Genomic DNA, 23,755 nt, shown 5'->3' with positions numbered 1-23,755 from the left:
AATATGAAAATTTTATATGTGACCCATTATAGTGAGTTATTAGGTGCTAATCGTTCTTTGTTAGGTCTGCTCAAATATGTTAGGGCACATACAAATCATACACCTATTGTCTTGGTACCTCGACATCAAGGCGATTTTAACTCTGAGCTTGATGCTTTGGGCATTGAGTATCATAGATGTTTCATATATTCAACCATGTATGTAGGAAAGGGATGGTTGAGCAAAATAAAGAATCTTATAAAAGCCGCTATTAATTGTTTCGTATCATTCTATCTTTTTTTGAAATTCAAAAAGAAAGGCATAAATTTGATCCATACCAATTCAAGTGTTATCAATATTGGCGCCTATCTTTCTTGTTTAATGAAGGTCCCTCATGTTTGGCATTTTAGGGAATTTGCAAAAGAACACTATAAATGTTCATTTAATTTAGGGGACGCATATCAATATTACGTATGGAATAATTGTGCAACAGTTATTATCGCAGTATCTAATTCATTAAGGGATTACTTTTCTAAGTTTTTAACTAAACCTAGGATTGTCACTATATATAATGGCGTATCTACAAGTAATAAGATGATAGTTGAGAAGGGGAAAAATATGTTCCATCTTGCGGTAATAGGTCTTGTTTATGAAGGGAAACATCCTGACGTTATATTGAAGGCTTTGAATAGAGTAGTGTATGTTGATCATATAGACAATGTTCATTTACATGTATTTGGAGGCTTTTCCGACAAACGGTATGAGGCTACTATATTATCTATGGTTGACGATTTGAAATTGAAAGATTATGTTAGCTTTTATGGATACATTTCCAATGTGGTGGAAAAATCTCAATTCTGTCATATTGGAATATTAGCTTCGGAAAATGAAGCCTTCGGTAGAGTTACAATAGAGTACATGGGGAATGGGATGATTCCTATAGTGAGTAATTCGGGGGCTAATACCGAACTGATCGTAAACAAGCAAAATGGTTTAGTTTTTGAAGTTAATAATGTGGTAGATTTGGCAAACTGCATAGATGAAGTTGTAAAGAATTATGAATCATATAGTTGTATGATTGATAACGCAGTAAAAACGAGTAAGAAATTTACAATAGAGGCTAATGCAGAAGAAATTTGTGCATTATATGATGAAATAACAAATGGTAGAGAATAGTATGGTTAAATCAGCTGAGATTGCTCTACTATTTTTCTCCTTGATACGCATTGCCTTCAGGCATACCTCTGCGATGATTGTTGTTAAAAATCGTAGATTATCAGGAGGTGTCTATCTTACAAATTATGCAGTTAGAGCATGGGCTTTTGTGAGTTTTATGTTACTTATTGAGTTAAACACCACAGGTTCATGGAATGGCGGTTCCACCAATGTGGAGCGAGAAATTAGGTAAGATTATTCAGTTCGAACAACCAAGGTTGTCAACATCCAAATAATAGGGAATCACATGTTACAATCTTACTGTAAAGATGAAAACATATCGATACGAAGGAAACAGATTTCGAAGGTGTAGATTATGTTTGGAGTGACCTTTTGCTTGAGAAATACCACTATTATATCTGGGTTGAAGAGAGTAGAATTTAATCAAGAGATTTTTCAGAGATTGTCTGATGTAGTAAAATTCTCTAGGATGTTTTATAGGAGTCATGTTCAGTGTACGACATACGGATTGTAGTATTCTGACGGAAAAGAATTAGAGGTGTTTCATCTAGGTTGATGAGTTGCTTCTGAAAACTGTGGATAGACGCCCTCCTATATAATAGATTTTATAGACGATATTGGTACAATGAGGTCTTGTGATGCGTAGTATCAGGTAGGTAGGGGGTAAGCGTCCAATTTTGACGTCTTGCCCTAAAGTATAAAAAAGTCGATCTTCGCTGCTGTAATCAAAAACCAGTAAGCATGTATAGCAGCAGCGATTTTGAGCATCTGTTCATCCGTTACAAAGCGGAGGCGATGCCGCAAGGTGAGTCCATCCAGGACTTCTGTTTGAAAAACAAAGTACCCTACAATCTGTTTCACAAATGGTACAAGGATACCCGACATCACATTGTCCCGGTACAGGTAGAAGGACAACAGGTGGAGCAAGAACCGGAAAAGGATCTTTCAGCTTCCGCCCCATTGATGGGAGGTGCCTTGTCATCCCCTCCGTTGAGATTCATGATAGACATCCGTATAACGGGTGGAATGCGCATCCAGCAACGGAATTTAAGCTACAAGGGTTTGAAGGACCTGGTAGAGAAGTTGGAGGGACTATGCTGAATGTTACAGGCATGAACAGGTTTTATTACCTGAGAAACTTCCATGACATGCGCTGCAAATATGAACGTGTGCTTTCCGTGATCCATCAGCAGTTGAACCGCGAGCCGGAAGAAGATGAAGTCTTCATTGTGATGTCCAGGGACCGTCGGAAAGTCAGGCTGTTTTCTTACGACCGCCGTTCCTTCAGTCTGTATGAGAAGCGTTTCTCTTCGGGTTATAAGTTTATGCAGGTATGCAGGCAGGGTGAAGAAACGGTATATAGCATCCAATGGAAAGATGTGGTTGTGCTGTTACAGGATCCTGTGATCAACTCGTTGAATATCAGATAAATAAATGTGAAATAATTTGTTTATGTCACTGGAAATGAGTATCTTTATGGTATAAAAAAGAGTGACATGGACGATCGTGAATTTGAAAAGATATTGGCTTCGGCCGAACAACTGAGGTTCCGTGAAAAAGAGACGGAACCTTGGGCTGACCGTTATTCCGATATGAATTCCATGGAAAAATCAATGTTGCTTGACGAACTTTTTGCCTTACGCAAGGCTGACAAGGCAGAAAGGGAGCGGCTTCTGGCGAAGCTCGACCGTATGACCGAACAGCTGCTGACTCTGAATGAAAGCTCACAAGCACAAACCAGGATGATTGATGAGCTGAAACGTATGCTGTCGGATCGTGACGCGCTGATAGAAAAGCTCCGGAAGGAGAATGCCGCCTTGAAGGAACAGAAGAAGCTTTCAGACAAGAACCGCTTCGACGGCAAGACCCAGAAGGTTTCGTCCAAGAACCGTGGCTCCGATTCCCGCGAAGCTGACAAGGAAGATTTTGACGGCAGTTCCACTCCCAACCTTCCTTCGGAGGAGAGGGGAACGGACATTCCGTCATCTGCCGGTAGTAAACAGGAACGGCCATACCGCCAGGGAATGTCTTACAAACGTATGAAGGCAGATAAGTCCGTGTGCCATGATTTCGATTTCTGCCGTTTGCCGAAAGAAGCAGTTATTATCAAGACATTCCACAAGTATTCTTACGAGCAAGTGAGCTATATTCTGGAGCACAGGTATCAGGTTGTCCGTTACAAGCTGCCGGACGGTAGAATCTGCGAAGGCTACCTTTCCAAAGACGGAGGCCCCGATTACATGGATGTGGTTCCGGGAACCCATGCATCCGCTGATTTCCTGGCCCATCTGGCCTTCAACCATTTTGTGCTGGATGTGCCTTATTACCGTGAGATGTACCGTCTGAACGACCATGGTATGTTCCTGAGCCGCATGACCTTGACCAACTGGCTTGAGAAAGGTGCAGGGTTTACCAGGGGACTGGTTGAAACGCTCAAGAATATGGCCATGGAGAAAGATGCCATCGTGAACTGCGACGAGACCTGGTGCAAGGTGAAGGTACAGGACCGTTATCGTAAAAGATATATCTGGTGTCTGGTCAACCGTGAAGAGAAGATTGTCATCTATTGTTATGAGGAAGGTTCCCGCAGCCGTGATGCCCTGAAGAACATTTTGGGCGACCGGCAGATCAGGGCGCTGCAGTCGGACGGCTACAATGTGTACATGTATCTGGAAGACAGGCTGTACGACACGGAACATCTCTGCTGCCTGGCCCATGCGCGTGCCAAGTTCGTGTATGCCTACGAGCAGGGCGGTGACCTGAATGCGAAACAGATGCTGGAATACATCGGCTGGTTGTACGGTCAGGAAGACAGTTACCGCCAGTCCGGTCTGACAGCTGAAGAGATAACCCGACAACGGAACTCCCTGCGGACAAAGGAAGTCATCGGCCGCATGCGCAGTTTTCTGAATGTGCTGACTTCGGAGGGTCATCCTCCCCGTGGAGATCTGATGGAAAAGGCGGTCAATTACCTGAAGAACTTCTGGAATCAGCTGTTCGCCTACTTGAAAGACGGCCGCTACAGCATCGACAATACCATTGCGGAGCGTTTCATCCGTCCCTTGGCGGGTGAGCGGAAGAACTCGTTGTTCTTTGGCAGCAACCGTATGGCGAATGTGTCAGCCGCCTATCATACTTTGATATCTACTTGCCGGGCCAACGGTATCTCCGCCCTGGCTTATTTAAAGAAATTTTTCCGTGAGGTGGTCAAAGGGCGTAGGGATTATGAGAATCTGCTACCGATGACCATCGGAATCAATACTAACAAACTTTAAAAATCAAGTCCGGTTTTTGAAAACTTTAAGAGGAAAGCTTCCCAAAGGGGCTTTCCCTGTAGGGTACGTCAAAATTGGACGCTTACCAGTAAGTGAAGATTTTTAGATTTGAACTATTGAGAAAGACTGTTAACGTTGTGATTAATTAGTGAAGTTTTTTGAACGTCATCCTGAAAAGTTGAATATCTGTGCGAACAGAGAATGAAGTCTGTAAAACTATGATGCATTATTGGTTACGATGGGGGAGATATCGTGAAAACCTATTCCCCCGAATGGCACACCGTATACATAGTTGGACGTAAACCAAAACGAAAGTCCTGGATTTAGAAAGTTTTGGTGAGTTTGAACGAAGGCGTTGGTTTGGTTTATAAAGATTTTGTAAACAATTTGGTGTGAGGAAAACGATAATAATTATTTGATATATTCTGTAATGGTAAAGATTTCTATTATAACAGTATGCTATAATGCAGTTTCAACACTTGAAGAAACGATATTGTCAGTCTTGAATCAAACTTATCCCAATATTGAATACATTATTATAGATGGAGGCAGTATAGACGGGTCGGTAGATATAATAAAAAAATATGCAGATCGGTTGGCTTATTGGATCAGTGAGCCTGATAATGGAATCTATGATGCTATGAATAAAGGGGTATCTGTTGCTTCTGGTAATTGGATAAATTTTATGAATGCGGGTGATTCCTTTTATTGTAATGAAACTATTTCTGCACTTTTTGTAGAGTCTATAGCTGAAAATGTTGCTAGTGTGTTTGGAAATACAATTTTTCGATATCCAGCAAAAGATGTGTTAATTGAATATAAAAGTAGTTCTATGCATAGTGTTATGCCTGCTTGCCATCAATCAATTTTTTGTAGGCGTCAAGTGCTGTTGGATTTTCCATTTAATCTTAAATATAAAATAGCTGCTGATTATGATTTTTTTTATAGGGTCAAAAAAGCAGGTTGGCAATATAAATTTGTAAATTGTATCGTTGCGATATATGATGCAACGGGAGGAATTTCTTCGAGGTCAACTTTGAGAACACAAAAAGAAATTTTTAGAATTAAGTATTCTATATGGTTAGGCTCCGTTTTATATCTTCTGTTTTGTGTAATTTATTTAATAAAGAAACTGTTTAAGTAATAGAAATGAAAAAAATTTTACTTGTCTTCGGTACTCGTCCCGAAGCTATAAAAATGGCTCCTTTAGTGAAGGAATTTCAGAAATATCCTGAACGATTCGATACTATCGTATGTGTGACTGGTCAGCATCGTGAAATGCTCGACCAGGTTCTGCATATTTTTGCAATAAAACCCGATTATGACCTGAACATCATGAAGCAGGGGCAGGACCTCTACGATGTGACGGCCCGTGTCCTGACCGGCATGCGTGATGTGCTGAAGGAAGCCCAACCGGATGTGGTACTGGTACATGGTGACACGACAACCTCTACGGCAGCGGCTTTGGCTGCTTTCTATCAGCAGATTCCTGTAGGACATGTGGAGGCCGGGCTTCGCACCCATAACATTTACAGTCCGTGGCCCGAAGAAATGAACCGCCAGATAACAGGACGCATTGCGACGTATCACTTTGCTCCCACTCCGTTGAGCCGCCAGAACCTGTTGGCTGAAGGTGTCAAGGAAGATCAGATTGCCGTGACCGGCAATACGGTGATTGACGCGCTTTATATGGTAGTGGATAAGATAAAGCGAGACAAGGCCTTAGATGCAGAGCTGGAAGCTTTGCTGAAGAATGCCGGTTATGATGTCAATCGTTTGGCTAATGGAAAGAAACTCGTTCTGATAACCGGGCATCGCCGGGAAAACTTTGGAGACGGTTTTATCCACATGTGTACGGCTATCAAGGATCTGACGAAGAAACATCCGGATGTCGACTTCGTTTATCCGATGCATCTGAATCCCAATGTCCGTAAGCCGATTCATGAGGTCTTTGGCGAGGATTTGTCCAACTTAGGTAACATGTTCTTTATCGAACCATTGGAATATTTGAGTTTTGTTTATTTAATGGAAAAATCGACTATCGTACTGACGGATAGTGGAGGAATTCAGGAGGAGGCACCTGGATTAGGAAAGCCTGTTTTGGTAATGCGCGATACTACTGAACGCCCAGAAGCTCTGGAGGCAGGAACTGTAAAATTGGTAGGAACTGACTATGATAAAATCGTTCAAGAGGTGTCTGAATTGCTTGATAATCAAAATTGTTATGATCAGATGAGTAAGGCAATAAATCCTTATGGGGATGGATTGGCGTGTAGTCGAATTGTAACAATGATTTGATTGCTGTAGGTTTGTTAGTATTCATGTCGTTTTGAATGTTCTATCTACGCTGCTAGTCAGAATATTTAGAAATATTTATTCCATGTACCAGAGTAAGGAATTGCTTTAGAATCCTTTTATCCTTTTTGTGAGGAATAAGATTTTGCCTAATTTATAAGTTCAATGAGGGAGGTGTCGGCCTGGGTTGACGAGAATTTAAAGCCAATGGATAACGTATGACAAACATAAGTATGCATTTCGAATGATATCAAGGAATGATAGAAGATAAGAGATAGCTGTTATTCATCATAATGTCATATGTGTGGTGGTTGTATAAAATATTTATATTGGATAGAATTTTAATGGATACTTGGCTCATTGATATAATTATAGGACGATTTTTTTACTACAGATTTATGCTAATTGCAAAACTGATTATTTTATATAACCTGATTGTGGTTTCTTATATTAAGGGGCGAGTATCTTGATTAAGTGTTTACTGATAATAGGTAAAAATGCTGATATATTATTTTGTTTGGGGAATAGTCTCCTTATTTGCAATAATTGAGGTTTATATTTGGCAACGAGTAGAGCCAATTTGTCAAAAGATAAGGGGATTTGGCGTTTGGATTATATGGAGTATTTTAATTGGATTGGTATGTTTTAAGGGATCGGTGGGAACTGATTATTATTCATATCAGCACATGTTTGAAAAACCTTCAAGTATAAATGAAGATTTTGTAGAACCTTTATTTCTACTGTGGATGAAGGTTATTCTTGTTTTCACTTCATCTTTTCCCATATTCTGGATGATAACTGGGTTCCTGAACATCTCACTAAAGTTCTATGTAATAAAATATTTATCTCCTTTTGTTTCAGTTTCTGTATTGATATATTTGGTTGGGCTATTCTTTGAACGTGATTTTGATGGTATTCGTCAAGGTATTTCAATCGGATTATCTTATTGGGCTTGTGTGTTGTATTTACAGGGACAAAAGTGGTATAAATATATTTTTGTTATAATATGTGCCGGGCTATTTCATTATACTTCATTTTTATTTATGTTTATCCCTGTTTTGGGAAGAGTTCGGCTAAGTGAAAAATGGATTTATATTTCATTGGGCTTGGGCCTATTATGTGTTGTTACAGGATTTGATTTGTTGGAGTTAATATTTACCATTATAGGATATGACAACTACTTATATGATAAACTGTATAATTATTTAAGGTCTGATGTCTATTCAAGAAGCGTAGGACTTAATTTAGGGCTTATCTTTCGAATTATTATTTTAATCTTATTCTTGAAATTCAGGGCATTGATAAATATGCCAGAAAAAAAGTATAATTTGTTGTTAAACGGATTTTTCTTTGCAATATTTATTTCTCTGATATTTAATAATATAGAGATTTTATCTCATCGATTGGCTTATGGCTTTCGTGAATTTCAAATTTTTATAATACCCTATTTGATCCTTGCATTTAAAGGACAACGTAATAGATTGTTGGTTACGGCTGTAATATGTTTATATAGTTTGATTTTGTTACATCGATTATTAACAACTCCTCATCTAGTGGAATTCTATTACTATAAAACTATTTTTTAAAGGTTATGGCTTCACTTCCTTTTTTGATTTTGGACTCTTCATATCCAATAAATACGAGAAATAAACGCATTGTGCAAACCTTGCGAACTTATTATGGAGATAACGCAGTGAATTATGTGGCTTGGAATAGGGATGATAGGGAGATTGTTGATACTGATGCAGGTATGATGATATATTGTGCGAAGTCTGCTTATGGAAATCTGTTCAGTAAGCTTACGCATTTGGTGGGATATTATTCTTTCTTGAAGGAATGTAATCGGCTAAAGGATCCAAAAATTGTTATAGCCTCGCATTGGGATATGCTGTTCTTAGCCGCATTGATGAAAAAGAAAGGGCAGTATTTAATTTATGAGAATTTGGACATCCCTACAGCTGCTTGTCGGGGGGTACGGAAAATATTAGAGCAAATTGAACGATGGGCTTTGAAACGGACAGATGCTATTGTGTTCGCTTCTCGTTTTTTTGAGCCTTTATATACCTTTTTCCCAGGGAAAAAGTTCGTGTTGGAGAACAAGCCTTTGCAGATATTCCCTTCTTCACCCATCGCTAAGAATACGGAGAGTTTCGTCATTTCGTATATAGGCCTGGTAAGGTATGCAGATATCTTGAAAAATCTGATAGATGCAATACGGGAACGTAAGAATGTATTCCTGTTTTTGCATGGTGAAGGACAGGACTTGGCTGATTTGAAAAAGTATGCGGAAAATTGTTCCAATGTGGCGTTTACCGGTCGATATGAAGGTAAAGATTTACCTCGCTTGTATGCTGGAGCAGATTTAGTGTGGGCGGCTTACCCAAACAAGGATTATAATGTGAAGTATGCCATTTCCAACAAGTTTCATGAATCTATTGCATATCATGTACCTTGTGTATATGCTAAAGAAACGAAATTGGGCGATTTTGTATCGGAGAAGAATATCGGTTATGTTGTAGATCCTTATAATGTGGCAGATATAAATCGAATTATAGATTACGTTTTGGAGCATAGAGAAGATTTGTCAGTGAAAAAGCAGGCTCTGGAACGGTATGAAGGAGAGGAGTCCGGGTGGAACGAACAGTTTCAACCCATTGTTGAATTTTTAGATGTCTTGAAGTAAGGGTATGTTTTCGGTTATAATGCCTTGTTATAATTCTGGTACTTTTATACGTCAAGCGATAGAGTCTGTAAGGCAACAAACGTATCGGGACTGGGAATTGGTGGTCGTGGATGATGGCTCTACAGATGATTCTGCTGATATAATAAAGGGAATGGAACGTATAGATGGGAGGATAAAATATTTTAAGAATGATACTCCATCCGGTTCTCCTATTTTCCCCAGAAATATCGGGGTGAAACATGCTCATGGTAGGTATATTGCATTCTTGGATAGTGATGATATCTGGTTGCCCAATAAACTGGAAAGACAGTTGAAGATGTTTGAGCAATATGAAGATATGGCGATTTGCTTTTCCAACTATGAGAAAATGACAGAACAGGGAGAACGGAATAATCGTCTTATAAAAGCTCCTTCTATGGCAACTTATAAACAATTACTGTTGGGCAATGTGATAGGTTGCTTGACTGCGGTTTATGACACGGACAAGGTGGGAAAGGTGTTTTTCAAAAATCATTCGCACGAGGATTACATCTTATGGCTGGAAATCCTAAAACGAGGGTATGTAGCCCGAAATACGAATACGGTGGAGGCTTTGTATCGAGTTCGCGGGAATTCTGTGTCATCCAATAAACTGAAAACCCTGTCCTGGCAATGGGATATTTATCGGAATGTGGAGAAGATAGGACTGTTTCGTTCCTGCTATTATTTTTTGAATTATGCCTATCGGGGGATTAAAAAGGCGCTGATTTGATTGTCTTTGTGGATAGATTTCAAATATTAGGTATCAGATATTAAATGTGAGAAATCGGGCGGAGTGGCTGAGAGGCGGCTTCGCCCGTTTTTTGTTGGAAATTTACCTCTTATGATTGGAATAGATTGGACAGGGCGTATAGGGGGAGGATGTCTATCTTATCCAATTTGCCGAAGTTTTCCAAAGAAGTACGGATGCCGTATCCGAGGTTTTTGTCGGTCATGAACTGGTACATGCTTTTCATGGAACCGCTGGTGCCGGCCTTGACTTCTATCGGTACAATATTCATGTCCTTGACAATGACATAATCGACTTCCGCCTGTGCTCCGCGTGAAAGGTTCTGCCAATAGTACAGGTCGTGACGCTGGGTAGGAGTATTGTATTTGAGCATTTCCAATCCAGCTACCATTTCGGTAACATGTCCTTTGTTGACTAAGTCGGATGCGGTGCTGACCAGAATGAATCGGGACATCTCGGACGGGCCGCTTGTGTTTTCCAGTCCTAACAGACGTAACAAGAGCCCGCTGTCCAAAAACAGATACTTTACAAACTTTTCGTTTGTCTCGACGCCCAAGGGAACACCGTTGGCTGCCGTATGGATGACTGGTCTGATGAGTCCGGCATCTTTTAGCAACTCCAGGGCGGCTTTGATTTTCTCGCTGCGATAGTTGCCCTGCACTTGACTGAAAACGAACTTGCTGCCTATCTGCAAGGTGACGCTGCGGAGGGTCTGGCGGAGCAACATTGGGTCTGCCTTGGTCTCGTATTTGGAGAAATCGTCTTCGTAGGCGAGCATGATGTCGTCTTGTACCTGCTGGCATTTCAGATAGTCTCCCGTTTCTACCCACTGGGTGACGGCTTCGGGCATCCCGCCTACCATCAGGTAGCTGCGGAATGTTTCCACCAGTTTGCCATGCAAGGCTTCGAACAAGGGATTGTCGGGCGAAGCACTTTGTTTGGCATTCGCCCAGCCTGTATGGCCTGTCGCTACCAGGAATTCGTCGAAGGACATGGGATACATGAACAGCGAACGTACCCGGCCTACTCCGAAAGAGGACATTTTTTTCAGGGCAAACTCGAGTAATGAACCGGCGGCTATCACATGGAGTTCCGGATAGTCTTCATAAAAAAACCACAAACTATGTATAGCCTCGGGGCACGCCTGAATCTCGTCCAAAAATAACAGGGTTTTTCCGGGAATGATGGGAGTGCCATAAAAGGCGGACAGACGGGAAGCAATGTCTTGCGGCTTGAGGTTGCCTGCAAATATGGACATGATTTCCCGATCTCTCTCGAAGTTTACCTCGACAAAATGGGTGAAGGCTTTCCCCAGTTGGCGTACGGCGGAGGACTTTCCTACTTGTCTTGCTCCACGAAGCAGCAAGGGCTTATGCCTTTTTTCGTTTTTCCATTCTAACAGGTACTTGTCAATGGCTCTTGGATAATATTCTTTCTTCATACAGTATCTTCCCTTTTTGGGGCAAAGATAATGCTTTTTGTAAAAAGTCAGACATGAAACGGACTGTTTTCTGTAAAAAGTCAGATATAATATAACTGTAAATTTGTGAAAAGTCGGAGATGGAAGTATTGAATATTAAGTATCAAGTATTGTGAAAAGTCGGGCGAAGCAGCGACAGGGCGGCTTCGTCCGATTTTTTGTTTGCGGAGGTTTGGGTATGTCGGGGGGATTGCCTAACTTTGTATAAATAACGCAAATGGAGAACCTTAAGAACGATTAGATATGAAGGGTATTGTATTGGCGGGAGGAACAGGTACGCGCCTGTATCCCATCACCAAGGGTATCAGCAAGCAGCTGATTCCCATTTTTGACAAACCGATGGTCTATTATCCCATCTCGGTGCTGATGCTGGCGGGTATCCGTGAGATTCTGATTATCTCGACTCCGCAGGACTTGCCGGGCTTCCGGCGGCTGCTGGGCGACGGTTCGGACTTCGGCGTACGCTTTGAATACGCGGAACAACCGAGTCCGGACGGGCTGGCACAGGCGTTCATCATCGGGGCGGACTTCATCGGCGACGATGCGGCGTGCCTGGTGCTGGGCGACAACATCTTCCACGGCAACGGACTGAGCGCGATGCTGAAGGAGGCGGTGCGCACGGCGGAAGAGGAGAAAAAGGCGACGGTGTTCGGCTACTGGGTGAGCGACCCGGAACGATACGGCGTGGCGGAGTTTGACAAGCAGGGAAACTGCCTCTCTATCGAGGAGAAACCGAAACAGCCGAAATCGAACTATGCGGTGGTGGGGCTGTATTTCTATCCGAACAAGGTGGTGGACGTGGCCAAACACATCAAGCCCTCGGCCCGCGGGGAGCTGGAGATTACGACCGTGAACCAGCGTTTCCTGGAGGACGGGGAGCTGAAGGTGCAGACCTTGGGCCGTGGCTTTGCCTGGCTGGACACGGGTACGCACGACTCGCTGAGCGAGGCTTCGACGTTCATTGAGGTCATCGAGAAACGCCAGGGCTTGAAAGTTGCCTGTTTGGAGGGCATCGCTTTCCGCAAGGGATGGATTACCGAAGAGAAGTTGCGCGAACTGGCTCAGCCGATGCTGAAGAACCAGTACGGACAGTATCTGCTGCAGGTAATCGGCGAGGTGGAACGAACGGGGGAGGAGAACCTTTGAAAATGAAGAATTAAGAATGAAGAATTAATTTTCAATTATCAATTCTCAATTATCAATTAATAAAGTGAACGTAATCAAGACAAGTATAGAGGGCGTGGTGATCATCGAGCCACGCGTTTTCAGGGATGCGAGGGGGTATTTCTTCGAGTCGTTCTCGCAGCGGGAGTTTGATGAGAAGGTGGGGCCTGTCACCTTTGTGCAGGACAACGAGAGCATGTCGAGCTATGGCGTGATGCGCGGTCTGCACTTCCAGCGGCCACCGTACACGCAGAGCAAGCTGGTGCGGTGTGTGAAGGGGGCGGTGCTGGACGTGGCGGTGGACATCCGCAAGGGAAGTCCCACGTACGGGCTGCATGTGGCCGTGGAATTGACGGAGGACAACCACCGGCAGTTCTTCATCCCGCAGGGATTCGCGCATGGATTTGCGGTGCTGAGCGAGACGGCGGTGTTCCAGTACAAGTGCGACAACTTCTACCATCCGGAAGCGGACGGGGGTATCAGCATCCTGGACGAGAGTCTGGGCATCGACTGGCGGATACCGACGGAGAAGGCGATACTGAGTGAGAAGGATACAAAACATCCGTTGCTGAAGGACTTTGAAACACCGTTTATCAAATATTAAATATAAAATATTAAGTATTGTCTATGATGGAGTAGACTTGTCATGTTGAGCGGAACGGAGAAGGACTCATTATAAATTTGCAGTGTCATCCCGCACTTGATGCGGGAACCATTTTCGGCTTTGTGTATGTTGGATCCCGGCTCAAGGCCGGGATGACAGGAGCGGATGAGATCCTTCGACAGGCTCAGGATGACAGTTACTATCAATTTCAATTTGCGACTTTCAATTTTCAATTAAACGAAATGAAGATATTAGTGACCGGTGCCAACGGTCAGTTGGGCCGGGAAATGCGCATTGTCAGCCAAAACACGGACTGGCATTGTATCTTTACAGATGTGGTGGAGGCGGAAGGCTTGGAAACGACGCTGCTCGACATCACCAATCTGGAGGCTGTGCGTCGCATCGTACGGGAACAGGGCGTGCAGTGCATCGTGAACTGCGCGGCCTATACCAACGTGGACAAGGCGGAGAGCGACGAGGCTTTCTGCCGCGTGCTGAACGCAGACGCTCCCCGCAACCTGGCGCAGGCCATGAAGGAAGTGGGCGGACTGCTGGTACATGTCTCTACGGACTACGTGTTCGGCGGAGATCCCTATAACACTCCCTGCAAGGAGGACCAGAAAGGTACGCCGACCGGCGCTTACGGACGCACCAAACTGGAGGGGGAACAGAATATCCTGGCTGCGGGATGTGACTACGTCATCCTCCGCACGGCCTGGCTGTACAGCGAGTTCGGAAAAAATTTCGTGAAGACGATGCTGAACCTGACGGCCACCAAGCCCGAACTGAAGGTGGTGTTCGACCAGGCGGGCACGCCGACGTATGCCTACGACCTGGCGCTGGCCATCCGTACCATACTGGAGGACTATACCCGGGAACAGCCGAAGCAGGGCTACAGCAAGAACGGCATTTACCACTTCAGTAACGAAGGGGTATGCTCGTGGTATGACTTTACGAAGGTGATTGCCTCCCTGTCGGGACATACGGCATGCAACATCCAGCCCTGTCACAGCAACGAGTTTCCCAGCCCGGTTAACCGTCCGGCCTATTCGGTACTGGACAAGACCAAGATCAAGGAGACCTTCGGCATCCGCATCCCTTACTGGATGGATTCGCTGAAGGTGTGTCTGCGAAACATGCAGGCGCTCTGCCATTGACCATCAAAGGATGAGATCCTTCACTGCGTTCAGGATGACAGTTAGTTTCATTTTCAATTTTCAACTTTCAATTTTCCATTAAAATGTTAACATTTCAACGCACTATAGTAATCACCGGCGGAGCCGGTTTCATCGGTTCACACGTCGTAAGACTGTTTGTGAACAAGTATCCGGAGTATCGCATCATCAATCTGGACAAGCTGACGTATGCGGGCAATCTGGCCAATCTGAAAGATGTGGAAAACAAACCGAACTACAAGTTCGTGAAGATGGACATCTGCGACTTCGACGCCTTCTACCGCCTGATGCAGGAGGAGAAGGTGGACGGCATCATCCACTTGGCGGCGGAGAGCCACGTGGACCGAAGTATCAAGGATCCCTTCACCTTCGCACGGACGAACGTGATGGGCACGCTGAGCCTGCTGCAGGCGGCGAAGCTGTACTGGGAGAGCCTGCCGGAGAAGTATGAAGGCAAGCGGTTCTACCACATCTCAACGGACGAGGTGTATGGCGCGCTGGAGATGACGCATCCCGAAGGCATTGAGCCGCCGTTCACCACGAAGGCGTCGTCGGGCAAACATCACCTGGCCTACGGCAAGGAGTTCTTCTACGAGACGACGAAGTACAATCCGCACAGCCCATACAGCGCCAGCAAGGCGAGCAGCGACCACTTCGTGCGTGCCTTCCACGACACGTACGGCATGCCGACCATCGTGACGAACTGCTCGAACAACTACGGTCCGTACCAGTTCCCGGAGAAGCTGATTCCGCTCTTCATCAACAACATCCGCCACCGCAAGCCGCTGCCGGTGTACGGCAAGGGCGAGAACGTGCGCGACTGGCTGTATGTGGAAGACCATGCACGGGCCATCGACGTCATCTTCCACCACGGCAAGGTGGCCGAGACGTACAACATCGGCGGGTTCAACGAGTGGAAGAACATCGACATCATCAAGGTGGTGATCAACACGGTGGACCGTCTGCTGGGCCGCAAGGAAGGGGAGGACATGAACCTGATCACCTACGTGACGGACCGCCCGGGCCACGACATGCGCTACGCCATCGACTCGACGAAGCTCCAGAAGGAGCTGGGCTGGGAGCCGAGCCTGCAGTTTGAGGAAGGCATCGAGAAGACGGTGCGCTGGTATCTGGACAACCAGGAGTGGATGGACAATGTGACGAGCGGGGATTATCAGAAGTTCTATGAAACGATGTATGGGAGATGACAGGTGTCAAATATCAAATATCAAATATAGAGGGGTAATATTCAATTATCAATTCTCAATGAATCGGGCGGGGCGGCTGAGAGGCGGCTTCGCCCGATTCATTGAGAATAGGAAGGTTGTGTGATAGAAATTTGCTTTTCTGAGAGGAATTGTATACCTTTGTTATACAAAGGAAAACAGGAAAGGAAAACGGATATGAAGACGACTGAGGAATATGATAGGCAGCAGGCATGCAGGCAGGAGGTAAATGAGCCGATTGCCGGGTATGGAGGCATAGATGCTCTGAAAGTGAGGCTGGTGAAACAGATTATGGGAATGGAGTCGTTGGAAGACGTGCAGTCCGTACTGAACTTCGTGGAACGGCAGAAGGTATCGGATACTTTTGCGCAGGAATGGGAACGGGGTGTGACGCTTGAGCAATTTAGGAATGCCTGCAAAGAGAAACTGAAGGAAATCTATGCAGACATGTGAAATCCGAATTTTACCGGAAGCGGAGGGCTTTCTGAGTATTCTGCCCCAAACACTGGTGGCGGAGGGCTATCTGTCTACTTACGAAGCTGCGGAAAGGAAAGAGCAGAATCAAGGACGTATTTTGGTGAAGCATATTACGAATAATTGAGTTGAAGGACAATATATCAGATAAAGAACAGGATACGGAAAATCGGGCGGGGCGGCTGGGAGGCGGCTTCGCCCGATTTTTGTTTTACCGGATGTCGGCTCCCCACATCATCTTGTTGCGCAGGGTATTGAAGAAGATGTGGCCGAAACGTTTGACGACCTTGATGGTGTAGGGCGCCCGGGAGATGGTGAGGCGGGTGGTCTCGCGGCACGACTCGCTGCGGCCGTCGATGGCCACGAGGAAATTGTGGCTGCGGCTCTCGACGTCGAGGGTGATGGTCCAGTCGTCGCAGATGACGATGGGGCGCATGTTGAGGCTGTGGGGGGCGACGGGAGTGATGGCGATGGTCTTGCTGTGGGGCACGATGATGGGGCCGCCCACACTGAGCGAGTAGGCCGTGGAGCCGGTGGGCGTGGCCACGATGAGGCCGTCGGCCTGGTAGGTGGTGAGCGGAGCGCCGTTGATGGCGGTGTGGATGCTGATCATGGACGAGCTGTCGCGCTTGAGCACGGCTATCTCGTTGAGGGCATAGGGGCAACGCATGAGGTTGCGGTCGTTGCACGTGAGCTGGAGCACGCTGCGCTCTTCGATCTTGTAGTGACGGTCGTAGACTTCGTTGAGGGTGGTCTCCATCTCGTCGGGCGACACGTCGGCCAGGAAGCCGAGACGGCCGGTATTGATGCCGAGGATGGGGATGTTCTTGGCCCCGACACGGCTGGCGGCCTGGAGAAACGTGCCGTCGCCGCCCAGGCTGATGACCATGTCGGCCTCGAAACGGTCGCCGTCGAACAGCTCGACGGAAGCGGGGAGCTGGAGATGCAGTTCTTCCGTCAGGAAGCGGTAGAACTCCCTGCAGATGCAGATTCCGGCTCCGTGGCGGGTCAAAATACTGAACAGACGCTCGGCGTACGAGGACTTTTTGGCCTGATACGTGTTTCCGAAGATGGCAAATTTCATACGGCTTCTTTTGTTATTAGCTTTGCAAAGATGCTATTTTTTTATAATATTCCTGTTAACTTATGACTATTATTTGTACTTTTGCCCGGAACAAACGGTTGAATTATGACTAAACTGAGCGTAAACATAAACAAGGTAGCAACGCTGCGCAATGCGCGCGGCGGTAATGTGCCGGATGTGCTGAAGGTGGCGCTGGACTGCGAACGTTTCGGGGCAGACGGCATCACGGTACATCCGCGGCCCGACGAACGGCATATACGGAGGCAGGATGTATACGACCTGCGTCCGCTGCTGCATACGGAATTTAACATCGAAGGTTATCCGGCTCCGGAGTTCATCGACCTGGTGCTGAAGGTGAAACCGCATCAGGTGACACTGGTGCCCGACAGCCCCACTCAGCTGACTTCGAACGCGGGATGGGACACCAAGAAGAACCTGGCTTTCCTGAGCGAGGTGCTCGAGGAGTTCAAAAAAGCGGGCATCCGTACGTCGGTGTTCGTGTCGACGGACGTGGAGATGATCGAATATGCGGCCAAGGCGGGTACCGACCGGGTGGAACTGTACACGGAACCCTATGCTTCGGGCTACGTGAAGAATCCGGAGGCGGCGGTAGCTCCGTTTGTGACGGCTGCCAAGGCGGTCAGGAGCCTGGGACTGGGACTGAATGCCGGTCACGACCTGAGCCTGGTGAATCTGAATTACTTTTATAAGAACATCCCCTGGCTGGACGAGGTGTCGATAGGGCATGCGCTGATCTGTGACGCGCTGTACCTGGGACTGGAACGTACCATCCGGGAATATAAAAACTGTCTTTGTCAATGAATGCAATGATGATGCTATGGGCCCAAGTGGCTCCGGCGATGGCCGACTCGATTGCGGGTGCCAATCCGGTTCTGACTCCGGTGGCCGGCGCTGAAGAAATGAACTTGTGGAGTATGGCCGTGAAGGGCGGCTGGATTATGGTGGTGCTGGGCTTGCTCTCGGTGCTCTGCTTCTATATTCTGTTCGAACGGAACTATGTCATCCGCAAGGCGGGAAAGGAAGACCCCATGTTCATGGATAAGATCAAGGACTACATTCTGGGAGGAGAAATCAAGTCGGCACTGGCCTACTGCCGCAGTGTGAACACGCCTTCGGCACGTATGATAGAGAAAGGTATCAGCCGGTTGGGACGTCCCGTGAGCGACGTGCAGGCTGCCATCGAGAACGTGGGAAACATTGAAGTGGCCAAGCTGGAGAAGGGACTGACCATCATGGCAACCATTGCCGGCGGCGCACCGATGATTGGCTTTCTGGGGACGGTGACGGGTATGGTGCGTGCCTTCTTCGAAATGGCGAATGCCGGTAACAACATCGACATTACACTGCTGTCCGGCGGTATCTACGAGGCTATGATTACGACGGTCGGCGGCCTGATTGTGGGCATCATCGCCATGTTTGCCTACAACTATCTGGTGACGCTGGTCGACGGAGTGGTGAACAAGATGGAAGCCAAGACCATGGCCTTCATGGATTTACTGAACGAGCCATGTTGAAACGCAGAGCCAAAATATCGCCCAACTTCAGTATGGCGTCCATGACGGACGTGATATTCCTGCTGCTGATATTCTTCATGATCACGTCGACGGTGGTATCGCCCAACGCCATCAAGGTGCTGCTGCCACAAGGCAAACAGCAGACGTCGGCCAAACCGCTGACGAGGGTCATCATCGACAAGGATCTGAACTTTTATGCGGCTTTCGGCAATGACCGTGAACAGGCGATCACGCTGGAGGAACTGACACCGTTCCTGCAGTCGTGTGCCGAGAAGGAACCGGAAATGTATGTGGCGCTCTATGCCGACGAGTCGGTGCCCTATCGTGAAATCGTGAAAGTGCTGAACATCGCCAACGAGAACCATTTCAAGATGGTGCTTGCCACGCGTCCGCCGGAGGGGCGTTGACTGGCGGTGGAAGGTATGTGTCAATATAACAGGAAAGGAAACGTGCGGTGACTCAAAAGGAGAAAGGTAAATATATAGGGATGGCAGGGGCCGTGCTGGTGCATGTGCTCCTCATCGTCTTTCTGATATGGGCGGGCTTTGTGGTCCCGGCACCTGCGGAGGAGGGCGGTATGCCTGTGATGTTGGGAGAAGTGCCCGACGCATGGGGGCAGGCCGACCCGTCGCTGGTGGATGTGGACGTGATGCCCGAGGAAACAACTCCCCAACCGCAGGAGGCTACCGAACAGGACCTGATGACGCAGGACCTGGAAGAAACGGTGGCCCTGAAACCGGAAACGAAGACTCCCGAAAAGAAGGAAGTGAAGAAGCCGGAGAAGACAGAGGCCGAAAAGGCGGAGGAAGCCCGCAAGCTGGCCGAAGCCAAGGCGGAACGCGAACGCCGGGAAGCGGAAGAAGCGGCCCGCCGCAAGGTGGCCGGAGCCTTCGGCAAGGGAGCCCAGATGGGCAGTAAGGGAAATACGACCGGTACCGGCATTCAGGGAAGTCCCGATGGCAATGCTGCCGAAGGGGCGACGACGGGTGTCGGCGGTTACGGTACGTTCAGCCTGGGCGGACGTTCGATCGGACCCGGCGGACTGCCCAAGCCGGTGTACAACGTACAGGACGAAGGAAAGGTGGTGGTGAACATCACGGTCAACCCGGCCGGACAGGTGATAGCCACCAGCATCAACCGCCAGACCAATACCGTCAACCCGGCCTTGCGCAAGGCGGCGGAGGACGCGGCCAAGAAGGCACGGTTCAACGCGGTGAGCGGCCTGAACAACCAGGCGGGAACAATTACGTATTATTTTAATCTGAAATAAATAAAAAATAGGAGAACTTGACTATGGGAACTGTTTATGTATTCTTTGCAGACGGTTTTGAAGAAATGGAAGCCTTTGCGGCTGTTGACATCATGAAACGCGCCGGACTGAACGTGGCAATGGTGTCTGTAACCCCCGATGAAATTGTGAAAGGCTCGCACGGCATCTCGGTGTTGTGTGACAAGAACATCGTAAACTGTGACTTCTTTGACGCAGACATGATGGTATTGCCCGGCGGACTGCCCGGAGCCACGACCTTGAACGAATGCGAGGACCTGCGCCGCCAGTTGCAGAGACAGGCTGCCGAGGGCAAGGCGATTGCCGCCATCTGTGCCGCTCCCATGGTGCTGGGCAACCTGGGCCTGCTGAAGGGTAAGAAGGCTACTTGCTATCCGGGTTTTGACAAGTATCTGGAGGGTGCCGAATATACGGGTGCCATGGTAGAGAAGGACGGAAACTTCATCACCGGCAAAGGTCCGGGTGCTGCCATCGAATTCGGTCTGGCACTGGTGGAACACCTCTGCGGCAGAGAGAAGACGAAGGAACTGAAGAATGTGATGTGTCTGACCAAATAAGGATATGACACACTATGCTCTGATTGTGGCCGGTGGCAAGGGACTGCGTATGGGTACGGAGTTGCCCAAGCAGTTTCTGCCCATAGGGGGCAGGCCGGTACTGATGCGTACGCTGGAAGCCTTTTATGCCTGCAATCCGGAGATAAAAATCATTTTGGTGCTTCCGCACAGCCAGCAGGATTTCTGGTTGGAACTGTGTAGGAAGCACTGTTTTAATATTCCCCACCGGATAGCGGACGGGGGCGAGACGCGCTTCCATTCGGTGAAGAACGGATTGGCGCTGGTCGAAACGCCGGCGCTGGTGGGAGTGCACGACGGTGTACGTCCGTTCGTTTCGTCCGAAGTGATCGAACGCTGTTATGCCGAGGCACAGATCCGGAGGGCGGTAGTGCCATGCATCGGCGTGGTGGAGACCGTGAGGCACCTACAGGCGGCAGGTGGAAGTGTCACGGTGCCGCGCGACGAATACCGGCTGGTGCAGACGCCGCAGGTGTTTGACGCTGCTTTGCTGAAGGAGGCTTACGAACAGCCTTATACCCCCCTGTTTACAGACGATGCATCGGTGGTCGAGGCGATGGGAGTGCCTGTCGCGCTGACGGAAGGCAACCGAGAGAATATCAAGATTACGACACCTTTTGACCTGAAAGTGGCTTCGGCTTTGTTGGAAAAATGACAGACCTGGCTGCTTGTGACATCAAATATCTGCCGGGCGTAGGACCGCAACGGGCCGCTACGCTCAACAAGGAAGCGGGTATCTGTACCCTGCACGACCTGCTGTATTATTTCCCCTATAAATACGTGGACCGCAGCCGCATCTACTCCATCCGTGAGCTGGACGGCAGCATGCCCTACATTCAGCTGAAGGGCGAAATACGGAGTTTCGAGGTGGCGGGAGAAGGACGCCATCGGCGGCTGATTGCCCACTTTACCGACGGAACGGGCTTTGTGGACCTGGTGTGGTTCCAGGGCATCAAGTACCTGACAGGTAAGTATAAGGTGCATCAGGAGTACATCGTGTTCGGGAGGCCGACGGCTTACAACGGCCGTATCAACATTGCCCATCCCGACATCGACTTGGTTTCGGAGGTACAGATGTCCAGCATGGGATTGCGCCCCTATTACAATACCACGGAGAAGATGAAACGGTCGTTCCTGAACTCGAACGCTATTGAGAAGCTGGTGGCGACGCTGGTCCAGCAGATTAAGGAACCGTTGTCCGAGACGCTGTCGCCCGCGCTGGTCGCGGAGCATCATCTGATGCCGCTGACGGAGGCGCTGATCAATATCCATTTCCCCGGCAATGCCGACTTGCTCCGCAAGGCCCAGTACCGCCTGAAGTTTGAAGAACTGTTCTACGTGCAGCTGAATATCCTGCGCTATGCGCACGACCGCCAGTGCAAATATCGGGGCTATGTGTTCAGCCGGGTGGGGGAAATCTTCCATACTTTCTATACGCGTAACTTGCCGTTCGAGTTGACGGGCGCCCAGAAACGGGTGCTGAAGGAAATCCGTCACGACCTGGGCTCGGGACGCCAGATGAACCGTCTGCTCCAGGGCGACGTGGGAAGTGGAAAGACGCTGGTGGCCCTGATGAGCATGCTCATTGCGCTGGACAACGGCTTTCAGGCCTGCCTGATGGCTCCCACTGAAATCCTGGCCAACCAGCATTTCGAGACGATACGTGAATTGTTGTGCGGCATGGACATACACGTGGAGCTGCTGACGGGGTCTATCCGCGGCAAGCGGCGGGAAGCTATTCTGGAGGGCTTGCTGAAGGGAGAGGTGAAGATCCTGATCGGTACGCATGCAGTGATCGAAGATTCGGTGAATTTCGCCTCGTTGGGGCTGGTGGTCATTGATGAGCAGCACCGTTTTGGCGTGGCGCAGCGGGCCCGGCTGTGGACCAAGAGCGTGCAGCCGCCCCATGTGCTGGTGATGACGGCCACGCCCATTCCCCGCACACTGGCCATGACGCTTTACGGCGATCTGGACGTGTCGGTCATCGACGAGCTGCCTCCCGGTCGCAAACCGATAGCCACCATCCACCAGTTTGACAACCGGCGCGAGAGCCTGTACCGCTCGGTGCGCAAGCAGATTGAAGAGGGGCGGCAGGTGTACATCGTCTATCCGCTCATCAAGGAGAGCGAGAAGATTGACCTGAAGAATCTGGAGGAAGGGTATCTGCATGTCTGCGAGGCCTTCCCCGACTGCCGCGTGTGCAAGGTGCACGGACAGATGAAGCCCGCCGAGAAGGATGCGCAGATGCAGCTGTTCGTTTCGGGCGAGGCACAGATTATGGTGGCGACGACGGTTATCGAGGTCGGTGTGAATGTGCCCAATGCCTCGGTGATGATCATCGAGAATGCCGAACGCTTCGGATTGTCGCAGCTCCACCAGTTGCGCGGAAGGGTGGGACGTGGAGCCGACCAGTCGTACTGCATCCTGGTGACCGGCTACAAGCTGGCCGAAGATACCCGCAAGCGGCTGGAAATCATGGTGCGTACCAACGACGGTTTTGAGATAGCCGAGGCCGATCTGAAACTCCGCGGACCGGGCGACCTGGAAGGTACGCAGCAGAGCGGGGTGGCCTTTGACCTGAAGATTGCCGACCTGGCCCGTGACGGCCAGTTGCTGCAATATGTGCGCGGGGTGGCCCAGAAGATTGTAGAAACGGATCCGCAGGGAGTCTTGCCTGAAAATGAAATCTTGTGGAAGCAGTTGAAGGCCTTACGCAAGAGCAATGTCAACTGGGCGGCCATCAGCTGACAAAAAACGTTGCTGCCTGTTACAGAATGATGAATATGTTGCAAAACATGTTTTATTGTATCTTGCTGATATATAGCTTGTTTTATAGCACTGTATCTGCGTGGTACGGTTTGCGAAAGAAAAAAATGTTTAAGGGGGATACACCTTTTCAAATATAAATGCTACCTTTGAGAGAATTTTTTGAAAAACGGATATTTCACTCGTGCGGATGAGGTCGGATGACGC

Annotated in this window: 24 protein-coding genes; 22 read left to right on the top strand and 2 right to left on the bottom strand. The window is 48.1% G+C overall.

Annotated elements, in window-relative coordinates:
• Nucleotides 1-3 precede the first annotated feature (3 nt).
• The 10 genes from BQ7483_RS12680 (at nucleotide 4) to BQ7483_RS12635 (ending at nucleotide 10,159) form a co-directional block, all read left to right on the top strand.
• On the top strand, nucleotides 4-1,155 hold the full coding sequence (locus tag BQ7483_RS12680; RefSeq protein WP_162274255.1) for a glycosyltransferase family 4 protein: 1,152 nt from the start codon (nucleotides 4-6) through the stop codon (nucleotides 1,153-1,155).
• Entirely contained in the window at nucleotides 1,142-1,387 is a 246-nt protein-coding gene (locus tag BQ7483_RS12675) for a hypothetical protein (RefSeq protein ID WP_072546134.1), read from the top strand. The genes BQ7483_RS12680 and BQ7483_RS12675 overlap by 14 nt, the downstream gene beginning before the upstream one ends.
• A 509-nt stretch (nucleotides 1,388-1,896) precedes the next feature.
• Nucleotides 1,897-2,256: a hypothetical protein gene (locus tag BQ7483_RS12670; protein ID WP_072544386.1), complete on the top strand. Its 360-nt coding sequence runs from the start codon at nucleotides 1,897-1,899 to the stop codon at nucleotides 2,254-2,256.
• A gap of 11 nt (nucleotides 2,257-2,267) precedes the next feature.
• Entirely contained in the window at nucleotides 2,268-2,585 is a 318-nt protein-coding gene (gene tnpB / locus BQ7483_RS12665) for an IS66 family insertion sequence element accessory protein TnpB (protein WP_162274235.1), read from the top strand.
• A 66-nt stretch (nucleotides 2,586-2,651) separates the two neighbouring features.
• Nucleotides 2,652-4,430: an IS66 family transposase gene (gene tnpC, locus BQ7483_RS12660; protein WP_072544388.1), complete on the top strand. Its 1,779-nt coding sequence runs from the start codon at nucleotides 2,652-2,654 to the stop codon at nucleotides 4,428-4,430.
• 415 nt (nucleotides 4,431-4,845) lie between these two features.
• A complete protein-coding gene (locus BQ7483_RS12655; RefSeq protein WP_235847360.1) occupies nucleotides 4,846-5,574 on the top strand; it encodes a glycosyltransferase family 2 protein in 729 nt (242 codons plus the stop codon).
• Between the two features lie 5 nt (nucleotides 5,575-5,579).
• Nucleotides 5,580-6,728, top strand: coding sequence for a non-hydrolyzing UDP-N-acetylglucosamine 2-epimerase (gene wecB / locus BQ7483_RS12650; RefSeq protein WP_072546132.1), 1,149 nt, complete (start codon nucleotides 5,580-5,582; stop codon nucleotides 6,726-6,728).
• 494 nt (nucleotides 6,729-7,222) lie between these two features.
• Complete coding sequence (locus BQ7483_RS12645) at nucleotides 7,223-8,311, top strand: EpsG family protein (RefSeq protein WP_072546131.1); 1,089 nt, start codon at nucleotides 7,223-7,225, stop codon at nucleotides 8,309-8,311.
• Between the two features lie 5 nt (nucleotides 8,312-8,316).
• Nucleotides 8,317-9,408 carry a glycosyltransferase gene (locus tag BQ7483_RS12640; RefSeq protein WP_072546130.1) on the top strand — a complete coding sequence of 364 codons (1,092 nt, stop codon included), beginning with the start codon at nucleotides 8,317-8,319 and terminating at the stop codon, nucleotides 9,406-9,408.
• A 4-nt stretch (nucleotides 9,409-9,412) separates the two neighbouring features.
• A complete protein-coding gene (locus BQ7483_RS12635) occupies nucleotides 9,413-10,159 on the top strand; it encodes a glycosyltransferase family 2 protein (protein WP_072546129.1) in 747 nt (248 codons plus the stop codon).
• Between the two features lie 109 nt (nucleotides 10,160-10,268).
• On the opposite strand, the gene BQ7483_RS12630 is transcribed toward BQ7483_RS12635, so the two are convergent.
• Complete coding sequence (locus tag BQ7483_RS12630; protein WP_072546128.1) at nucleotides 10,269-11,618, bottom strand: ATP-binding protein; 1,350 nt, start codon at nucleotides 11,616-11,618, stop codon at nucleotides 10,269-10,271.
• Between the two features lie 282 nt (nucleotides 11,619-11,900).
• On the opposite strand from BQ7483_RS12630, the gene rfbA reads away from it, so the two are divergent.
• The 5 genes from rfbA (at nucleotide 11,901) to BQ7483_RS12605 (ending at nucleotide 16,279) form a co-directional block, all read left to right on the top strand.
• Nucleotides 11,901-12,803 (top strand): glucose-1-phosphate thymidylyltransferase RfbA, encoded by a 903-nt coding sequence (gene rfbA, locus BQ7483_RS12625; RefSeq protein ID WP_072546127.1) that lies wholly within the window; start codon nucleotides 11,901-11,903, stop codon nucleotides 12,801-12,803.
• A gap of 64 nt (nucleotides 12,804-12,867) precedes the next feature.
• Nucleotides 12,868-13,425 carry a dTDP-4-dehydrorhamnose 3,5-epimerase gene (gene rfbC / locus BQ7483_RS12620; RefSeq protein ID WP_072546126.1) on the top strand — a complete coding sequence of 186 codons (558 nt, stop codon included), beginning with the start codon at nucleotides 12,868-12,870 and terminating at the stop codon, nucleotides 13,423-13,425.
• Between the two features lie 242 nt (nucleotides 13,426-13,667).
• Nucleotides 13,668-14,582: a dTDP-4-dehydrorhamnose reductase gene (gene rfbD / locus BQ7483_RS12615; protein WP_072546125.1), complete on the top strand. Its 915-nt coding sequence runs from the start codon at nucleotides 13,668-13,670 to the stop codon at nucleotides 14,580-14,582.
• A gap of 83 nt (nucleotides 14,583-14,665) precedes the next feature.
• Nucleotides 14,666-15,808, top strand: coding sequence for a dTDP-glucose 4,6-dehydratase (locus tag BQ7483_RS12610; RefSeq protein WP_072546124.1), 1,143 nt, complete (start codon nucleotides 14,666-14,668; stop codon nucleotides 15,806-15,808).
• Between the two features lie 195 nt (nucleotides 15,809-16,003).
• On the top strand, nucleotides 16,004-16,279 hold the full coding sequence (locus BQ7483_RS12605; protein WP_072546123.1) for a hypothetical protein: 276 nt from the start codon (nucleotides 16,004-16,006) through the stop codon (nucleotides 16,277-16,279).
• A gap of 232 nt (nucleotides 16,280-16,511) precedes the next feature.
• On the opposite strand, the gene BQ7483_RS12600 is transcribed toward BQ7483_RS12605, so the two are convergent.
• Nucleotides 16,512-17,384 carry an NAD kinase gene (locus BQ7483_RS12600; RefSeq protein ID WP_072546122.1) on the bottom strand — a complete coding sequence of 291 codons (873 nt, stop codon included), beginning with the start codon at nucleotides 17,382-17,384 and terminating at the stop codon, nucleotides 16,512-16,514.
• A gap of 105 nt (nucleotides 17,385-17,489) precedes the next feature.
• On the opposite strand from BQ7483_RS12600, the gene BQ7483_RS12595 reads away from it, so the two are divergent.
• From BQ7483_RS12595 to recG, 7 genes are all read left to right on the top strand, one after another.
• A complete protein-coding gene (locus tag BQ7483_RS12595) occupies nucleotides 17,490-18,206 on the top strand; it encodes a pyridoxine 5'-phosphate synthase (RefSeq protein ID WP_022021676.1) in 717 nt (238 codons plus the stop codon).
• Nucleotides 18,203-18,919 (top strand): MotA/TolQ/ExbB proton channel family protein, encoded by a 717-nt coding sequence (locus BQ7483_RS12590; RefSeq protein WP_022021675.1) that lies wholly within the window; start codon nucleotides 18,203-18,205, stop codon nucleotides 18,917-18,919. Before BQ7483_RS12595 ends, BQ7483_RS12590 begins: the two co-directional genes overlap by 4 nt.
• Nucleotides 18,913-19,326: an ExbD/TolR family protein gene (locus tag BQ7483_RS12585; protein ID WP_072546121.1), complete on the top strand. Its 414-nt coding sequence runs from the start codon at nucleotides 18,913-18,915 to the stop codon at nucleotides 19,324-19,326. Before BQ7483_RS12590 ends, BQ7483_RS12585 begins: the two co-directional genes overlap by 7 nt.
• Before the next feature lie 80 nt (nucleotides 19,327-19,406).
• A complete protein-coding gene (locus BQ7483_RS12580) occupies nucleotides 19,407-20,189 on the top strand; it encodes a TonB family protein (protein WP_083535730.1) in 783 nt (260 codons plus the stop codon).
• Nucleotides 20,190-20,212: 23 nt separating this feature from the next.
• Entirely contained in the window at nucleotides 20,213-20,764 is a 552-nt protein-coding gene (locus tag BQ7483_RS12575; protein WP_022021672.1) for a DJ-1 family glyoxalase III, read from the top strand.
• A 4-nt stretch (nucleotides 20,765-20,768) separates the two neighbouring features.
• Nucleotides 20,769-21,437, top strand: a complete 669-nt coding sequence (locus BQ7483_RS12570) for a 2-C-methyl-D-erythritol 4-phosphate cytidylyltransferase (protein WP_072546119.1) — start codon at nucleotides 20,769-20,771, stop codon at nucleotides 21,435-21,437.
• Nucleotides 21,434-23,530, top strand: a complete 2,097-nt coding sequence (recG, locus tag BQ7483_RS12565) for an ATP-dependent DNA helicase RecG (protein ID WP_072546118.1) — start codon at nucleotides 21,434-21,436, stop codon at nucleotides 23,528-23,530. Before BQ7483_RS12570 ends, recG begins: the two co-directional genes overlap by 4 nt.
• Nucleotides 23,531-23,755: the final 225 nt, after the last annotated feature.

The organism is Mediterranea massiliensis (assembly GCF_900128475.1).
GTDB classification, from domain to species: domain Bacteria; phylum Bacteroidota; class Bacteroidia; order Bacteroidales; family Bacteroidaceae; genus Bacteroides; species Bacteroides massiliensis_E.
The sequence above is the reverse complement of the archived record's forward strand: the minus strand, read 5'-3'. Positions and strand labels throughout refer to the sequence as shown.

What these genes read in the sequence shown, in the direction of transcription:
- BQ7483_RS12680 (WP_162274255.1), top strand. Translation starts at nt 4, where the DNA reads ATGAAAATTTTATATGTGACCCATTATAGTGAGTTATTAGGTGCTAAT.
- BQ7483_RS12675 (WP_072546134.1), top strand. Translation starts at nt 1,142, where the DNA reads ATGGTAGAGAATAGTATGGTTAAATCAGCTGAGATTGCTCTACTATTT.
- BQ7483_RS12670 (WP_072544386.1), top strand. Translation starts at nt 1,897, where the DNA reads ATGTATAGCAGCAGCGATTTTGAGCATCTGTTCATCCGTTACAAAGCG.
- tnpB (WP_162274235.1), top strand. Translation starts at nt 2,268, where the DNA reads ATGAACAGGTTTTATTACCTGAGAAACTTCCATGACATGCGCTGCAAA.
- tnpC (WP_072544388.1), top strand. Translation starts at nt 2,652, where the DNA reads ATGGACGATCGTGAATTTGAAAAGATATTGGCTTCGGCCGAACAACTG.
- wecB (WP_072546132.1), top strand. Translation starts at nt 5,580, where the DNA reads ATGAAAAAAATTTTACTTGTCTTCGGTACTCGTCCCGAAGCTATAAAA.
- BQ7483_RS12645 (WP_072546131.1), top strand. Translation starts at nt 7,223, where the DNA reads ATGCTGATATATTATTTTGTTTGGGGAATAGTCTCCTTATTTGCAATA.
- BQ7483_RS12640 (WP_072546130.1), top strand. Translation starts at nt 8,317, where the DNA reads ATGGCTTCACTTCCTTTTTTGATTTTGGACTCTTCATATCCAATAAAT.
- BQ7483_RS12635 (WP_072546129.1), top strand. Translation starts at nt 9,413, where the DNA reads ATGTTTTCGGTTATAATGCCTTGTTATAATTCTGGTACTTTTATACGT.
- BQ7483_RS12630 (WP_072546128.1), bottom strand. Translation starts at nt 11,618, where the DNA reads ATGAAGAAAGAATATTATCCAAGAGCCATTGACAAGTACCTGTTAGAA.
- rfbA (WP_072546127.1), top strand. Translation starts at nt 11,901, where the DNA reads ATGAAGGGTATTGTATTGGCGGGAGGAACAGGTACGCGCCTGTATCCC.
- rfbD (WP_072546125.1), top strand. Translation starts at nt 13,668, where the DNA reads ATGAAGATATTAGTGACCGGTGCCAACGGTCAGTTGGGCCGGGAAATG.
- BQ7483_RS12610 (WP_072546124.1), top strand. Translation starts at nt 14,666, where the DNA reads ATGTTAACATTTCAACGCACTATAGTAATCACCGGCGGAGCCGGTTTC.
- BQ7483_RS12605 (WP_072546123.1), top strand. Translation starts at nt 16,004, where the DNA reads ATGAAGACGACTGAGGAATATGATAGGCAGCAGGCATGCAGGCAGGAG.
- BQ7483_RS12600 (WP_072546122.1), bottom strand. Translation starts at nt 17,384, where the DNA reads ATGAAATTTGCCATCTTCGGAAACACGTATCAGGCCAAAAAGTCCTCG.
- BQ7483_RS12595 (WP_022021676.1), top strand. Translation starts at nt 17,490, where the DNA reads ATGACTAAACTGAGCGTAAACATAAACAAGGTAGCAACGCTGCGCAAT.
- BQ7483_RS12590 (WP_022021675.1), top strand. Translation starts at nt 18,203, where the DNA reads ATGAATGCAATGATGATGCTATGGGCCCAAGTGGCTCCGGCGATGGCC.
- BQ7483_RS12585 (WP_072546121.1), top strand. Translation starts at nt 18,913, where the DNA reads ATGTTGAAACGCAGAGCCAAAATATCGCCCAACTTCAGTATGGCGTCC.
- BQ7483_RS12580 (WP_083535730.1), top strand. Translation starts at nt 19,407, where the DNA reads ATGGCAGGGGCCGTGCTGGTGCATGTGCTCCTCATCGTCTTTCTGATA.
- BQ7483_RS12575 (WP_022021672.1), top strand. Translation starts at nt 20,213, where the DNA reads ATGGGAACTGTTTATGTATTCTTTGCAGACGGTTTTGAAGAAATGGAA.
- BQ7483_RS12570 (WP_072546119.1), top strand. Translation starts at nt 20,769, where the DNA reads ATGACACACTATGCTCTGATTGTGGCCGGTGGCAAGGGACTGCGTATG.
- recG (WP_072546118.1), top strand. Translation starts at nt 21,434, where the DNA reads ATGACAGACCTGGCTGCTTGTGACATCAAATATCTGCCGGGCGTAGGA.